Below are 15224 nucleotides of genomic sequence, written 5' to 3'. Positions count from 1 at the left end.
TTGCCCAATGCCGGGCCAGCCAATATTCCTCAGGGCAAGCAACAGCCTGGGGGAAACAGATGAGCCAGACCGCAACCGCTGCGCCTGATCGCGGCACCCGCAGCGAGGTCGAGACGTCCACGATCCGCGCGATCTCCTGGCGGCTGATTCCGTTCCTGGTCCTGGCCTACTTCTTCTCCTATCTCGACCGCGTCAATCTCAGCTTCGCGGCGCTCACCATGAATGCCGAGCTGAAGTTCTCGCCCTTGGTATTCTCGTTCGGTGCCGGCATCTTCTTCATCGGCTATTTCGTCTTCGAGGTGCCGAGCAATCTGGCGCTGGAGCGGTTCGGCGCCAGCAAGTGGATCGCCCGCATCATGGTGAGCTGGGGCATCCTCTCGGCGTTGATGGCGGCGGTCTATGACGAGCACAGCTTCTACGCGCTGCGCTTCTTCCTCGGCGTCGCCGAGGCGGGCTTCTTCCCCGGCATCATTCTCTACCTCACCTATTGGTACCCGGCCGAATATCGCGCCCGCTTCCTTGCTGCCTTCGCGATCGCCGTCCCGGTCTCGACCGCGATCGGCGCACCGATCTCCGGCCTGCTGCTCGGGCTCGACGGCGTCATGGGGTTGAAGGGCTGGCAGTGGCTGTTCATCATCGAGGGCGTCCCCTCGGTGCTGCTCGGCATCGTCACCTGGTTCTATCTCACCGACCGGCCCGAGAAGGCCGATTGGCTCTCGGCCGAGCAGAAGGCGTGGCTGAAGGGCAAGCTCGACGCCGAGGTCGCAGCCAAGCAGGCGGCGAAGCACTTCACATTTCTCGAGGCGCTGTCCTCGTCGAAGGTGCTGGCGCTGAGCGCGATCTATTTCGGCTTCGTCGCCTCGCTCTACGGCATGCAGTTCTGGCTGCCGCAGATCGTCAAGGCATTCGGTCTGACCAATGCGCAGACCGGCTTCGTCACCGCGATCCCCTATGCGTTCGGCACCGTCGCGATGATCCTGTGGGCGCGCCGTTCCGACGCCACGCGGGAGCGCGTGTTTCATGTCGGCGCGCCGCTCTTGCTCACCGCACTGGCGCTCGCCGTGTCCAGCTACATCACCGATCCGACCATGACCATGGTCGTGCTGACGGTTGCCGCGATCGGCGTGTTCTGCACCTTTGCGGTGTTCTGGACGCTGCCGACCGCCTGGCTCGCCGGCACCGCGGCCGCCGGCGCGATCGCGCTGATCAACTCGATCGGCAACCTCGCCGGTTTTCTCGGGCCCTACCTGATCGGCTGGGTGAAGGAGACGACCGGCAGCACCTCGACCGGCCTGTTGGTGCTGTCGCTGCTGCCGCTCGCGGCGGGGCTCTTGGTTTTCCTCGGGAGCCACGAGACCAAGACCGAGTTCGTGGAAGCGAAGTAACGGCGCAACGGCTCCTTGGCTGCGTGGGATGGGCAGAGCGAAGCGAAACCCATCAATTATGCGCGGCGAAGATGATGGGTTTCACTGCGTTCTACCTATCCTACAGTCTGTCTCCTGCGCTTAGATCGGATAGCGCCACTTCAGCGCGCGTCGGACGAAGAAGATCGCCACCAGCGTGGCGCCGAGCGCCGCAAGCCACGTCCACTTCAGGGTGCCGCCCTGTGTGAGCGCGTAGTCCTCGGAAAGCGTCAGTGCCACCAGAATGCCGATGAGCCCTACGCCAGACCAATAGAGCGGCGAACGCAGCATTCCAGTCGCGGCATGTTCAGCCGCGCGTTCGCGCGCTCTGCCGACAGACCAGATCAAGAAGCCGGCGTAACCAAGGGCAAAGATCTATGACATCCCCGCAACCTCGCACGCCGGTGCTTCCGGGATCGTGAAGGGCTGAAGCGAAAGTCGCGGTATTGGGCGGAGAAGCCCGATCTCGGCCTTCCACCTCACGAATAGGTTACTACTGACGATTATTGACATTCATCAGTGATAAATCGATACTCTTCATCAGTCGTCAGTCCGATGGAGATTTCAGATGTTCGTTCGTTCCGTTTTGTCGAGCTACTACAGGCTCTTAACCGGAGCGTCGCTGGCTTTCGCGGTGTTCGCGCTGACCGGCTGTAACGAAAAGGCGGCCGAAACCGCCGATCCGGGACGCCCCGTTCTGGTGGCGACCGTCCATTACGAAGCTGAAACCCCTGAGCGCAGCTTTGTCGGCACCATCAAGCCCCGTATCGAAGCCGATATGGGCTTCCGGGTCGCCGGCAAGGTGGCCAAGCGGCTGGTCGAGGTCGGACAGACAGTCGACGTCGACCAGCCCTTGGCCACCCTCGACGAGGTCGACCTGAAGCTGCAGGCGGAGCAGGCGGAGGCCGAATTCCGCGCCGCCACCGGCGTGCTGGCGCAGGCCGCGGCCGCCGAGCAGCGCGCCAAGGACCTGAAGGTCAAGGGCTGGACCACCGATGCGGCGCTCGATTCCGCCAAGGCGGCCGGCGATGAGGCCCGCGCCCGGCTGAACCGCGCCGAGCGTTCGGTCGAGCTGACCAAGAATTCCCTCTCTTATGCAACGCTGGTGGCCGACACCCGGGGTGTCGTCACAGCGACCATGATCGAGCCCGGCCAGGTGGTTGCCGCGGGCCAGGCCTCGATCCGTGTCGCCCGACTTGGCGAGAAGGAAGCCGTCGTCGCGATCCCAGAGACGCTTCTTGCTCGTGCCAGGTCGGGCGTTGCCACGGTGACGCTGTGGTCGGATGCCAAGAAGACCTATGCCGCCAGGCTGCGCGAGGTGGCGCCGCAGGCCGATCCCGCCACCCGCACCTATCTCGCGAAATTCTCCCTGCCCGATGCCGACGAGGCCGTATCGCTCGGCATGACCGCGACACTGACGCTGGCCGACAAGGCGAGCGAGCGGGTGGCCAAGCTGCCGCTGTCGGCGCTGTACAGCCAGGGCGGCGATCCCTCGCTCTACATCGTCGACGACAAGGGCGAGGTCGCGCTGAAGCCGGTCAAGGTGAAGGCCTATGAGAGCAACAACGTCGTGATCTCCGGCGGCGTCGACGACGGCGCCAAGGTGGTCGCCCTCGGTGTGCAGAAACTCGATCCGAGCCAGAAGGTGCGGGTCGTGTCGTCGCTGTCGTTCTGATCCTCGCAATATCAGCAGAAACGGTTCTGGGACCTGGTCTAGAACTTGGAGAGTTCGATGAAGCGCTTCAACCTTTCGGCCTGGGCGGTCAGCCATCCGACGCTGGTGCTGTTCCTGATGATCATCCTCGGCGTCGCCGGCTTCTTCTCCTATGAGAAGCTCGGCCGCGCCGAAGACCCGTTCTTCACCGTCAAGGTGGTGAACGTCTCGGTGATGTGGCCGGGCGCGACCTCGCAGGAAATGCAGATGCAGGTCGCCGATCCGATCGAGAAGAAGCTGCAGGAGCTGCCGTTCTTCGACAAGGTGCAGACCTATTCCAAGCCGGGCTTCACCGCGATGCAGGTCTCCTTCAAGGATTCGACCTCGCCGAAGGACGTGCCCTATCTCTTCTATCTCTTGCGCAAGAAGCTGGTCGACGTGCAGGGCGAACTGCCCTCCGGCATTCTCGGTCCGGTCGTCAACGACGAATTCTCCGACGTCGATTCGATCCTCTATATGATGACCGGCGACGGCGCCGATTATGCGCAGCTCAAGAAGGTCGCGGAAGGTTTTCGCCAGCGCCTGCTGAAGGTGCCTGGTGTCACCAAGATCGATCTCTACGGCGTCCAGGACGAGCGCATCTTCGTCGAGTTCTCGCATGCCAAGCTCGCGACGCTCGGCATCACCCCGCAGGCGCTGTTCGATTCGCTCGCCAAGCAGAACAACGTCACGCCGGCGGGCACCGTCGAGACCTCGTCGCAGCGCGTGCCGCTGCGCGTCACCGGCGCGCTCGACGGCGTCAAGGCGGTGGCCGAGACGCCGGTCGAGAGCAACGGCCGCGTGTTCCGGCTCGGCGATATCGCGACCGTCTCGCACGGCTATGTCGATCCGCCGACCTTCAAGGTCCATCAGGAGGGCAAGCCCGCGCTCGGCATCGGCGTCGTCACCGCCAAGGGCGCCAACATCCTCGAGCTCGGCAAGGAGGTGCAGCAGGCGACCTCCGAGTTCATGAAGGCGGTGCCGCAGGGCATCGACATCCAGCAGATCGCCGATCAGCCCAAGGTGGTCGAGCATGCCGTCGGCGAGTTCGTGCACTCCTTCGTCGAGGCGCTCGCGATCGTGCTGTTCGTCTCCTTTGTCGCGCTCGGCTGGCGCACCGGAATCGTGGTGGCGCTGTCGGTGCCGCTGGTGCTCGGCATCGTCTTCATCGTGATGAACGCGATGTCGCTCGATCTGCACCGCATCACGCTCGGCGCGCTGATCATCGCGCTCGGCCTTCTGGTCGACGACGCCATCATCGCGGTCGAGATGATGGTGGTGAAAATGGAACAGGGCTGGGACCGCATGAAGGCGGCGTCCTTTGCCTGGGAATCTACTGCGTTTCCGATGCTCACGGGAACGCTGGTCACAGCCGCTGGCTTCCTCCCCATCGGCTTTGCCAATTCGGCGGTCGGCGAATATGCCGGCGGCATCTTCTGGATCGTGGCGATCGCGCTGGTGGCATCCTGGTTCGTCGCGGTGATCTTCACGCCCTATATCGGCGTCAAGCTGCTGCCGAACATCAAGGTGCACCAGAACCACGATCCGCACGCGATCTACGAGACGCGGATGTATCGTGGCCTGCGCAGCGTCGTGCAGTGGTGCGTCGATCACCGCATCAAGGTGGTGGCGGCGACCGTCGGCGTGTTCGTTGCCGCGATCATAGGCTTCGGCCACGTCCAGCAGCAGTTCTTCCCGCTGTCGGAGCGGCCCGAGCTGTTCCTGCAGCTCCGCCTGCCCGAGGGCACGGCCTTCAACGTCACCGAGAAGGCGGTGAAGCAGGCCGAGGGGCTCTTGAAGGGCGATGACGACATTGCGACCTACACCGCCTATGTCGGCCAGGGCTCGCCGCGCTTCTGGCTCGGCCTCAACCCGCAGCTGCCGAACGAGGCGTTCGCCGAGATCGTGATCCTCGCCAAGAACGTCGAGGCGCGCGAGCGCATCAAGGCCAAGATCGAGCAGGCCGCCGCCGACGGCGCGCTGAACGAGGCGCGGGTCCGGGTTGACCGCTTCAACTTCGGTCCGCCGGTCGGCTTCCCGGTCCAGTTCCGCGTGATCGGGCCCGACGCCAACAAGGTGCGCGACATCGCCTACCAGGTCCGCGAGGTCATGCGGCAGAACAAGAACGTCAAGGATGTCCAGCTCGACTGGAACGAGCAGTCGCCCTATCTGAAGCTCGCCGTCGACCAGGACCGGGCGCGCGCGCTCGGCCTGACCCCGCAGGACGTCTCGCAGGCGCTGGCGATGCTGATCTCGGGCGCGCCGGTCACCACGATCCGCGACGGCATCGAGAAGGTCGGTGTGGTCGCTCGCGCGGTGCCGTCCGAGCGGCTCGATCTCGGCCGCGTTGGCGATCTCACCATCACGTCACGCAATGGCGTGGCGGTCCCGCTGCAGCAAATCGCAAAGATCGAATATGCGCATGAGGAGCCGATCCTGTGGCGGCGCAACCGCGACATGGCGATCACGGTGCGCTCCGACGTCGTCGACGGCGTGCAGGCGCCTGATGTCACCAACCAGATCGCGCCGAAGCTCAGGGATATCCAGGCTCATCTCGAGCCGGCCTACCGGATCGAGCCGGGCGGGGCGTTCGAGGAATCCGCCAAGGGCAATGCGTCGATCTTCATCCTGTTCCCCGTGATGGTGATGGTGATGCTGACGCTGCTCATGATCCAGCTGCAGAGCTTCTCGCGCCTGACCTTGGTGTTCCTGACCGCGCCGCTCGGCATCGTCGGCGCCTCACTCGGGCTCAACGTCGCCAACCAGCCGTTCGGCTTCGTGGCGCTGCTCGGCCTGATCGCGCTCGCCGGCATGATCATGCGCAACACCGTGATCCTGGTCGATCAGATCGAGAGCGACGTGGCGTCCGGCCTGACCCGCCGCGAGGCGATCGTCGAGGCCACCGTCCGGCGCGCCCGGCCGGTGGTGCTGACCGCGCTGGCCGCGATCCTGGCCATGATCCCGCTGTCGCGCTCGGCGTTCTGGGGCCCGATGGCGATCACCATCATGGGCGGTTTGTTTGTTGCGACTTTCCTGACCTTGCTGTATCTGCCGGGTCTTTACGCCCTCTGGTTCCGCAAGACCCTCGAGGAGAGCGGCCCCGAGCAGATCAATACTGCGCCGCAACATGCCGGCAATGCGCAACACGCATTTCCACTTGCTGAAGCGGCTGAATAATTGAAGATTGAGCAGCAGGCCAACATGACGCTGATCCAGGAACATAGCGAAACCGACACCCGCGAGCGGATTCTCGTGGTGGCGGAGCGCTTGTTCCGGCAGATCGGCTACCAGAAGACCACGGTCGCCGACATTGCCAAAGAGCTGCGGATGAGCCCCGCCAACGTGTATCGGTTCTTCGATTCGAAGAAATCGATCCACGAGGGCGTGGCGCGCGGCCTGATGGGCGAGGTCGAGGTCGAGGCGCAGCGCATCGCGCGCTCGGAAGGTCCGGCGGCGATGCGCCTGCGCCAGATGATGACGACCATCAATCGGATGAACACCGAGCGCTATGTCGGCGATTCCAAACTGCACGAGATGGTCGAGATCGCGATGCAGGAGGACTGGGAGGTCTGCGTCGCCCATATGGAGCTGATCGGCCAGATCATCGGCGAGGTGATCGCGCAAGGCGTGGCCTCGGGCGAATTCGAGGTCGAGGACCTCGAGGTCGCCGCGCTGTGCGCCTGCACGGCGATGATGCGGTTCTTCCACCCGCAGATGATCGCCCAATGCGCCACCAAGCCGGGCCCGACCATCGACCAGATGATCGATTTCGTCGTCGCCGGCCTGTCGCCGCGCGCCCGCGCCCATTGAGCGCCAGGGCTGACGTTTTCGTCAGTTGACTTCCTTGTCATTCCGGGGCGATGCGTAAGCATCGAACCCGGAATCTCGAGATTCCGGGTCTGGTGCTCGCGCACCATCCCGGAATGACGAGGGCGCACCCGTGACCGAGAAAGACCTGCATTTCTACGAGCCGAAGAACGGCCACGGCCTGAAGCACGATCCGTTCAACGCCATCGTGGCGCCGCGGCCGATCGGCTGGATCTCCTCGCGCGACAAGGGCGGCAACGTCAATCTCGCGCCCTACAGCTTCTTCAACGCCTTCTGCTATGCGCCGCCGATCATCGGCTTCTCCTCCACCAACTGGAAGGACAGCGTCGCCAACATCCAGGACACCGGCGAGTTCGTCTGGAACCTGGCGACGATGGATCTCGCCAAGCACATGAACGCGACCGCGGCGCATGTCGCGCGCGATGTCGACGAGTTCAAGCTCGCCGGCCTGACGCAGGTACCCGGCAAGCTCGTCAACGTCCCGCGCGTCGCCGAAAGCCCGGTGTCGTTCGAATGCAAGGTCAGCCAGATCATCCAGCTCCAGGGCGCCGACGGCAAGAAGGCCGAGGCCTGGCTGACGCTCGGCGAGGTCGTCGCCGTCCACATCGACAAGGCCTTCATCAAGGACGGCGTCTACCAGACCGGTCTCGCGCACCCGATCGTCCGCGCCGGCCGGCGAGGCGACTATTTCGAGATCAAACCGGAAAACATGTTCGAGATGATCCGGCCGGATTAGCTCTTTTTTCTCCCTCGCCCCGCTCTTGCGGGGAGAGGGTTGGGGTGAGGGGCCGTCTCCGCGAGTTGTGATCGTCGTGAGACCTGTACCCCCTCACCCGAAATTCAAGCTGCGCTCGAATTTCGACCTCTCCCCGCAAGCGGGGCGAGGTGAAGGACGCCGCGCTGCTGCGCGTTCACGCGCGCCGCGATAACGACCTTCACCACAACAATGTGAAATTTCCGCGCGCTGCGATGAAAAACCGTCACTCGCAACCTCGGCGCGAGCAGTCTAACCTTCCGCGCGCCAGGCCGGATCAACGGCCGGCCAACAGAGTGGGAGGATGCGATGACACGTCAAGAGCGGCGCGATCCGAACGTTTCACGACGAGCACTTGTCCAGGGATTGGCGGTGGGGGCGGCCGCTGCCGCAACCGGCGTCGGTGGCGCGCTGGCCCAGAACGCGCCCGCGCCGGTGGGGCCACCGACAACCATCACCAGCCCGCCGCGCGACTTCAGTCCGCGCGGCGCGCCGACCACCTATTTCTGGGACCCCGACATCATCGCGGTCGATCCGTCCTTCAACGACCTGGCCCAGCCCAACACCTCGATCAAGCGGCTTTACACCGGTCTGTTGTGGGCGGAAGGCCCGGCCTGGAGCTCGCAGGGCCGCTATCTCTTGTGGAGCGACATCCCCAACAACCGGCAGATGCGCTGGTCGGAGGATGATGGCCATGTCAGTGTGTTCCGCATGCCGTCGAACTACTCGAACGGCAATTCGTTCGACTTCCAGGGCCGCCAGCTGTCCTGCGAGCATCTCACCCGCCGCGTGACGCGCTACGAGAATGACGGCACTGCGACCGTGCTTGCCGATTCCTACAACGGCAAACGGCTGAACTCGCCGAACGACATCGTCGCGCATCCGGACGGCAGCTACTGGTTCACCGATCCGCCCTATGGCGGCCAGCTCTATGAGGGCGAGCCCGACGCGGCCGGCGGACCGAGCAACTCCGCCGGCAAGCTCAATCCCCGGATCGGCCAGCCGGCGGGCTTCGTGCCGGCCAAGCGCGAGCTGCCGACCAATTGCTATCGTATCGACCCATCCGGACGCGTCGATCTCGTGGTGAGCGAGGATCAGGTGCCGGATCCGAACGGAATCTGCTTTTCGCCTGATTACAAGAAGCTCTATGTGGTCTCGACCGGCAAGGGACCGGGCGACACCGGGGCGGGCGGCAAGGGTGACGTGTTCGTGTTCGACGTCGGCGCCGACAACAAGCTGTCCAACGGCAAGCGGTTCAGCGATTTCACGATCGACGGCGTAAAGTGCGGGCCGGACGGCATCCGCTGCGACGTCAACGGCAATGTCTGGTGCTCGAGCAATGCCGGCCGCGCCGTCGGCTACAATGGCGTGACGTGCTGGTCGCCGGAAGGCAAGCTGCTCGGCCGCATCCGGCTGCCGGAGGTCTGCGGCAACATCACCTTCGGCGGCCCCAAGCGCAACCGCCTGTTCATGGCCGCAAGCCAGTCGCTCTACGCGGTCTACACCGCGACCCAAGGCGCCGGGCCGGCGTGATCTAACTACACCTCTCCCCAGCGGGGGGAGGTCGATTTGCGAAGCGAATCGGGTGAGGGGGCGCTGCTCCAACGAGAGACCGTAACTCCTCACCCGGCGCTGCGCGCCGACCTCTCCCAAGGGAGAGGTGAATTCGCCATCCCCCGCTACCTGATTGTCGCACCTCAACTTTCGGAACTGAACGCGCGACCTGCCGTTAACAGACGGCGGCCTGGCCGCGTCAATTTCGCTTTATTTGAACAGCGAAGTGTTCACCGGGGACCGGCACTTTCCGATAGGATTATGCATCCGCGCCGCCGATCCATGAGGACCCCACCATGAGCTTCCGTCGCGATTACCTTTCCAAGCCGATCTTCTCCTGGGCGCGTGGTGTGCTGCCGACCATGTCGGACACCGAGCGCGAGGCGCTGGAAGCCGGCGACGTCTGGTGGGACGCCGACCTCTTCACCGGCAATCCCGACTGGTCGAAATTACTGGCCTTCGCGCCGGCCAGACTGACCGACGAGGAGAGCGCCTTCCTGCACGGTCCGGTCGACGAGCTCTGCGCGATGCTCGACGAGTGGAAGATCAATTGGGAATGGCGCGATCTGCCGCCCGAGGTCTGGGCCTTCATCAAGGCCAAGAAGTTCTTCGGCATGATCATTCCGAAGGAGTTTGGCGGCCTCGGCTTCTCGCCCTATGCGCATTCCGAAGTGGTGCGCAAGATCTCGTCGCGCTCGCTGACCGCGGCCGTCACCGTGATGGTGCCGAACTCGCTCGGGCCGGGCGAACTCCTGATGCGCTTCGGCACCAAAGAGCAGCAGGACCAATGGCTGCCGCGCCTCGCCGCCGGCCAGGACATTCCCTGCTTCGGGCTGACCAGTCCCGAGGCCGGCTCGGACGCCGCCTCGATGATCGACACCGGGATCATCTGCAAGGGCAATTTCGAAGGCCGTGAGGTGCTGGGCCTGAGGCTGAACTGGCACAAGCGCTACATCACGCTGGGGCCGGTCGCGACACTGCTCGGCCTCGCCTTCAAGGCCTATGATCCCGATCACCTCGTCGGCAATCAGGAAGAGCTCGGCATCACGGTCGCGCTGATCCCGACCCATCTGCCCGGCGTCTCGATCGGCCACCGCCATCTGCCGGCGATGCAGGTGTTTCAGAACGGCCCGAACTGGGGCCGCGACGTCTTCATCCCGCTCGACTACATCATCGGCGGCCAGGAGAGACTCGGCCAGGGCTGGAAGATGCTGATGACGGCGCTCGCCGCCGGCCGCGGCATCTCACTGCCGTCGCTGTCGGCCGCCGGCGCTGCCTATGCCGCGCGCACCACCGGCGCCTATGCCCGCATCCGCGAGCAGTTCGGCATTTCCATTTCCAAGTTCGAGGGCATCGAGGAGCCGCTGGCGCGCATCGCCGGCACCGCCTATCTGCTTGACGCCGCGCGGCGGCTAACTTGTGCTGCGCTGAACGAGGGGCACCACCCCGCCGTGATCTCCGGGATCATGAAGCTGCACGCCACCGAGCGGATGCGGATCGCGATCGACGACGCCATGGACATCCATGGCGGCAAGGCCGTGATCGACGGGCCGCAGAACTATCTCGGCGGGCTCTACCGCTCGGTGCCGGTCGGCATCACGGTCGAGGGCGCCAACATCCTGACCCGCAATCTGATCGTGTTCGGGCAGGGCGCGATCCGCGCGCATCCCTATCTGTTGCAGGAGATGAACGCGCTCAGCGAGACCGATCGCGACAAGGGCCTGACGACGTTCGACACCGCGTTCTGGAAGCATGTCGGCCACAGCTTCGCGACCATGTTCCGCGCCTGGGGCCGCAGCTGGAGCTTCGGCCTGTTCGCGCCGGCGCCGGATGCCGGCGATGCGACAGGGTTCTATCGCCAGCTCTCGCGCTATTCGTCGGCGTTCGCGCTGTGCGCCGACATAGCGCTGCTTACGCTCGGTGGTGCATTGAAGCGCAAGGAGATGCTGTCCGCGCGCTTCGGCGACATCCTGTCTGAACTTTACCTGCTGTCCGCCGCGTTGAAGCGCTGGCAGGACGAGGGCCGGCAGAAGGAGGATCTGCCTGCGCTCGAATGGTGCATGGCGTCCGGCTTCAAGACCATTGAGAACCGCTTTGCCGAAATCCTCGCCAACCTGCCGAACCGTCCGGTGGCATGGCTGCTGAAATTCCTGATCCAGCCGTTCGGCGCCCGCGTCACCGGCCCGTCTGATCGCGTCGTGCATCTGTGCGCGCAGCTCGTGTTGTCGCCATCGGCGGCGCGCGACCGTCTGACGCCGGACCTCGCCTTTGTCGAGGATGACGGCGGCATCGCGCGACTGGAGAAGGCCTTCCGCCTCGTCACTGCGGCCGAGGATGCCGCCAAGCAGCTGCGCGCGGCGCGGCTGCATGACTGGAACGAGGGCGTCAAGAAGGGCGTCATCACCCAGGATGACGGCGAGAAGCTCGCCGCCGCTCACGAGGCCATCGCCAAGGTCATCGAGGTCGATGATTTTGCGCCGGAGGCGCTGTCCCCGATTTACAAGAAATCCGCCGACGTGCATCAGTTCTTCCAGGAGCTTGGTGAGCAGAGGGCGGCGAGCTGATGGCGCGACCAGTCTTTATCGTCGACGGCAGCCGGACGCCGTTCCTGAAGGCGCGCTCCGGTCCCGGCCCGTTCACCCCGGTCGATCTCGCCGTGCAATGCGGCCGGCCGCTGCTGGCCCGGCAGCCTTTCGCGCCTGATGCATTCGACCAGGTCATCCTCGGCTGCGTCAATGTCATCGCCGACGAGATGAACCCGGCGCGGGTCGCGGCGCTGCGGCTCGGCATGGGCGAGCAGATGGTCGCCTTCACCGTGCAGATCAATTGCGGCTCCGGGATGCAGTCGATCGACACCGGCTATCGCTATATCCGTGAAGGCATCTCCGACCTGATCCTCGCCGGCGGCGCCGAGGCGTTGAGCCACGCGCCGCTGGTCTGGCCGAATTCCGGCGTGCGCTGGTTCGCTGGCTTTGCCGGCGCCAAGGGGCTGGGCGCCAAGATCGCCGCCGCGCTGAAAGTGAAGCCGAGCTACTTCAAGCCGATCATCGGCCTCGAGCGCGGGCTGACCGACCCGATCACCGAGCTCAATATGGGGCAGACCGCCGAGAAGGTCGGCCATCTCTTCGGCATCACCCGCGCGCAATCCGATGCGTACGCCGCCGAAAGCCATCAGCGGCTGGCGAAGGCGCAGAAAGAAGGCTTCCTCAAGGGCGAGGTCGAGACCGCGTTCTCGCGCGACGGCAAGTTCTACGACCATGACGACGGCGTCCGCCCGGATTCGACGTCGGACACGCTGGCGAAGCTGAAGCCGGTGTTCGAGCGCCCCTGGGGCCAGGTCACCGCCGGCAATTCCTCGCAGATCACCGACGGCGCATCCTGGGTGATCCTGGCGTCGGAGAAGGCGATGGCCAAGCACGGCCTGACGCCGAAGGCCGTCATCCTCGACAGCCAGTGGTCGGCGCTCGATCCCTCGATCATGGGCCTCGGCCCGGTGTTGTCGGCGAGTGCGCTTCTGAAGCGCAACGGGATGACCTTGCAGGACGTCGAGACCTGGGAGCTGAACGAGGCCTTCGCCACCCAGGTGCTGGGCTGCCTCGCAGCATGGGCTGACGACAAATTCTGCCGCGAGATTTTGGGACTTGACGGCGCGGCGGGCGAGATCGACCGCGCCAGGTTGAACGTCGACGGCGGCGCGATCAGCCTCGGCCATCCCGTAGGCTGCAGCGGCAACCGGATCGTGCTGCATCTTGTCAATGCGATGAAGCGGCTCGGCACCAGGCGCGGCGTCGCCACCGAATGCATCGGTGGCGGGCAGGGCGGCGCGATGTTGATAGAGACGGTGTGATCATGGATTCACGGATCATGGACCTTCTCGCCGACCGCGTGCTCGAGCTCGGGCCGAAGCCCGCTGCGGACAGCCCGTACAGGAATTTCAAGCTGACGCGTGACGAGGACGGCATCGCCTGGCTGCTGTTCGACCGCGCCGACACCAGCGCCAACACGCTGTCCGCCGACCTGCTCGAAGAGCTCGATGCCATCGTCACGGCGCTGGAGAGCCAGCGGCCGACCGGGCTCGTGGTGCGCTCGGCCAAAAAGAGCGGCTTCATCGCCGGGGCCGACGTCAACGAGTTTCGCGGCGTCACCGATCCCGGCGCGGTCGAGACCCAGATCGGCCGGGCGCATGCGGTGATCGACCGGCTGGAGGCGCTGCGCGTGCCGTCGGTCGCCGTGATCCACGGCTTCTGCCTCGGTGGCGGCCTCGAGGTCGCGCTCGCCTGCCAGATGCGGATCGCGATCGACGACGCGCGGTTCGGTTTCCCTGAGGTGATGCTCGGCCTGCATCCCGGCCTCGGCGGCACCGTGCGCTTCACCGAGCTGGTGAACCCGATGCAGGCGATGACCTTGATGCTGACCGGCAAGACGATCGACGCGCGCCGCGCCAAGTCGCTCGGCCTGGTCGATGCCGTCACCCAGGAGCGCCATGTCCGCAATGCGGTGAAGGACGCGGTGTTCGGCCGGCTGAAGCGCGCCAAGCCGGGTGCGCTCAATTCGCTGCTCAATTTGGGCCCGGTCAGGGGCTTCCTCGCCTCGCGGATGCGTAGCGAGGCCGAGAAGGCGGCGCCGCGCAAGCATTATCCGGCGCCCTACGCACTGATCGATCTCTGGGAGAAGCATGCCGGCAACCGTTCGGCGATGCTGAATGCGGAGAAGGCCTCGTTCGCCAATCTGATGGTGACGCCGACCGCGCAAAACCTGATCCGGGTGTTCTTCCTGCGCGAGCAGATGAAGAAGCTGGCGGGCTCCGGCAACAAGGTTGCGCACGTCCATGTCATCGGCGCCGGCGCGATGGGTGGCGACATCGCGGCCTGGTGCGCCAACCAGGACATGCGGGTGACCTTGGCCGACATGAAGGCCGAGCCGATTGCGGGGGCGATGAAGCGCGCCTCTGACCTGTTCGGCAAGATCATGCGCAAGAAGATCGATCAGCGCGACGCGCTCGACCGGCTGATCCCCGACATGGACGGCGAGGGCGTCCGCAACGCCGATCTGATCATCGAGGCGGTGCCGGAAAAGCTCGAGCTGAAGCAGAAGGTCTATGCCGGCCTCGAGCCGAAGATGAAGCAGGGTGCGATCCTCGCCACCAACACGTCGAGCATCCCGCTGCAGGATCTGCGCACCACGCTGGCGCGGCCGGAGCGGTTGCTCGGCCTGCATTTCTTCAATCCGGTGTCGCGGCTGCAACTCGTCGAGGTCGTCAGCCATGACGGCACTGATGCCGCCATGCTCAAGGAGGCGCTCGCCTTCGTCGGCGCCATCGACCGGCTGCCGCTGCCGGTGAAGAGCTCGCCGGGCTTCCTCGTCAACCGCGCGCTGACGCCGTACATGCTGGAAGCGATGATGATGCTGGATGAGAAGACCGACCAGCGCCTCATCGACGCGGCCGCGATCGAGTTCGGCATGCCGATGGGGCCGATCGAGCTTGCCGACCAGGTCGGGCTCGATATCTGCCTCGATGTCGGCGACATGCTGCGCTCGAAGTTCGGCGACACCTTGCCGCCGACGCCGGCGTGGTTGCGTGAAAAGGTCGCCAGGGGCGAACTCGGTCGCAAGACCGGCAAGGGCTTCTACATCTGGAAGGATGGCAAGGCGGAGAAGGCGCCGCTGCCGGACACCGGCCCCAAGGTAAGCGATGAAATGATCGACCGCTTGGTGCTGCCGATCTCGAATGTCTGCGTCGCCGCCTTGCGTGAAGGCATCGTCGACGATCCCGACATGGTCGACGGCGCGATGATCTTCGGCACCGGCTATGCCCCGTTCCGCGGCGGCCCGCTGAATTACGCGCGCAGTCGCGGCGTTGATAATGTTGTGTCGGCCATGCAATCGCTGATGCGCAAGTTCGGCGGACGATTTGCGCCGGACACCGGCTGGGAGGGCTTCAAGTGACCGACACCCAAGCGCCTGAGACCCAAACGCCTGAAACCCACGTTCA

10 protein-coding genes are annotated in these 15224 nt (G+C 65.0%); 9 read left to right on the top strand and 1 reads right to left on the bottom strand.

Annotated elements, in window-relative coordinates; all coding sequences use genetic code 11:
* The first annotated feature begins 59 nt into the window (after positions 1-59).
* Complete coding sequence (locus ACTUWL_RS08530) at positions 60-1385, top strand: MFS transporter (protein WP_021075967.1); 1326 nt, start codon at positions 60-62, stop codon at positions 1383-1385.
* A 120-nt stretch (positions 1386-1505) separates the two neighbouring features.
* On the opposite strand, the gene ACTUWL_RS08525 is transcribed toward ACTUWL_RS08530, so the two are convergent.
* Complete coding sequence (locus tag ACTUWL_RS08525) at positions 1506-1643, bottom strand: hypothetical protein (RefSeq protein WP_291731599.1); 138 nt, start codon at positions 1641-1643, stop codon at positions 1506-1508.
* A gap of 328 nt (positions 1644-1971) precedes the next feature.
* On the opposite strand from ACTUWL_RS08525, the gene ACTUWL_RS08520 reads away from it, so the two are divergent.
* The 8 genes from ACTUWL_RS08520 (at position 1972) to ACTUWL_RS08485 (ending at position 15178) form a co-directional block, all read left to right on the top strand.
* The gene (locus ACTUWL_RS08520; protein WP_021075969.1) at positions 1972-3078 is read left to right on the top strand and encodes an efflux RND transporter periplasmic adaptor subunit; all 1107 of its coding nucleotides are present in this window, start codon (positions 1972-1974) and stop codon (positions 3076-3078) included.
* A gap of 57 nt (positions 3079-3135) precedes the next feature.
* Positions 3136-6273, top strand: coding sequence for an efflux RND transporter permease subunit (locus tag ACTUWL_RS08515; RefSeq protein WP_021075970.1), 3138 nt, complete (start codon positions 3136-3138; stop codon positions 6271-6273).
* A gap of 24 nt (positions 6274-6297) precedes the next feature.
* Positions 6298-6906 (top strand): TetR/AcrR family transcriptional regulator, encoded by a 609-nt coding sequence (locus ACTUWL_RS08510; RefSeq protein WP_021075971.1) that lies wholly within the window; start codon positions 6298-6300, stop codon positions 6904-6906.
* Positions 6907-7036: 130 nt separating this feature from the next.
* Positions 7037-7660: a flavin reductase family protein gene (locus tag ACTUWL_RS08505; protein WP_021075972.1), complete on the top strand. Its 624-nt coding sequence runs from the start codon at positions 7037-7039 to the stop codon at positions 7658-7660.
* A gap of 327 nt (positions 7661-7987) precedes the next feature.
* Entirely contained in the window at positions 7988-9211 is a 1224-nt protein-coding gene (locus tag ACTUWL_RS08500; RefSeq protein ID WP_021075973.1) for an SMP-30/gluconolactonase/LRE family protein, read from the top strand.
* 317 nt (positions 9212-9528) lie between these two features.
* A complete protein-coding gene (locus tag ACTUWL_RS08495; RefSeq protein ID WP_021075974.1) occupies positions 9529-11796 on the top strand; it encodes an acyl-CoA dehydrogenase in 2268 nt (755 codons plus the stop codon).
* On the top strand, positions 11796-13079 hold the full coding sequence (locus ACTUWL_RS08490; RefSeq protein ID WP_021075975.1) for an acetyl-CoA C-acetyltransferase: 1284 nt from the start codon (positions 11796-11798) through the stop codon (positions 13077-13079). The genes ACTUWL_RS08495 and ACTUWL_RS08490 overlap by 1 nt, the downstream gene beginning before the upstream one ends.
* A gap of 2 nt (positions 13080-13081) precedes the next feature.
* Positions 13082-15178: a 3-hydroxyacyl-CoA dehydrogenase NAD-binding domain-containing protein gene (locus ACTUWL_RS08485; RefSeq protein WP_035649367.1), complete on the top strand. Its 2097-nt coding sequence runs from the start codon at positions 13082-13084 to the stop codon at positions 15176-15178.
* The last annotated feature ends 46 nt before the right edge of the window (positions 15179-15224 follow it).

Source organism: Bradyrhizobium sp. WCU1, from assembly GCF_053474805.1.
The sequence above is the reverse complement of the archived record's forward strand: the minus strand, read 5'-3'. Positions and strand labels throughout refer to the sequence as shown.

What these genes read in the sequence shown, in the direction of transcription:
- ACTUWL_RS08530 (WP_021075967.1), top strand. Translation starts at nt 60, where the DNA reads ATGAGCCAGACCGCAACCGCTGCGCCTGATCGCGGCACCCGCAGCGAG.
- ACTUWL_RS08520 (WP_021075969.1), top strand. Translation starts at nt 1,972, where the DNA reads ATGTTCGTTCGTTCCGTTTTGTCGAGCTACTACAGGCTCTTAACCGGA.
- ACTUWL_RS08515 (WP_021075970.1), top strand. Translation starts at nt 3,136, where the DNA reads ATGAAGCGCTTCAACCTTTCGGCCTGGGCGGTCAGCCATCCGACGCTG.
- ACTUWL_RS08510 (WP_021075971.1), top strand. Translation starts at nt 6,298, where the DNA reads ATGACGCTGATCCAGGAACATAGCGAAACCGACACCCGCGAGCGGATT.
- ACTUWL_RS08500 (WP_021075973.1), top strand. Translation starts at nt 7,988, where the DNA reads ATGACACGTCAAGAGCGGCGCGATCCGAACGTTTCACGACGAGCACTT.
- ACTUWL_RS08495 (WP_021075974.1), top strand. Translation starts at nt 9,529, where the DNA reads ATGAGCTTCCGTCGCGATTACCTTTCCAAGCCGATCTTCTCCTGGGCG.
- ACTUWL_RS08490 (WP_021075975.1), top strand. Translation starts at nt 11,796, where the DNA reads ATGGCGCGACCAGTCTTTATCGTCGACGGCAGCCGGACGCCGTTCCTG.
- ACTUWL_RS08485 (WP_035649367.1), top strand. Translation starts at nt 13,082, where the DNA reads ATGGATTCACGGATCATGGACCTTCTCGCCGACCGCGTGCTCGAGCTC.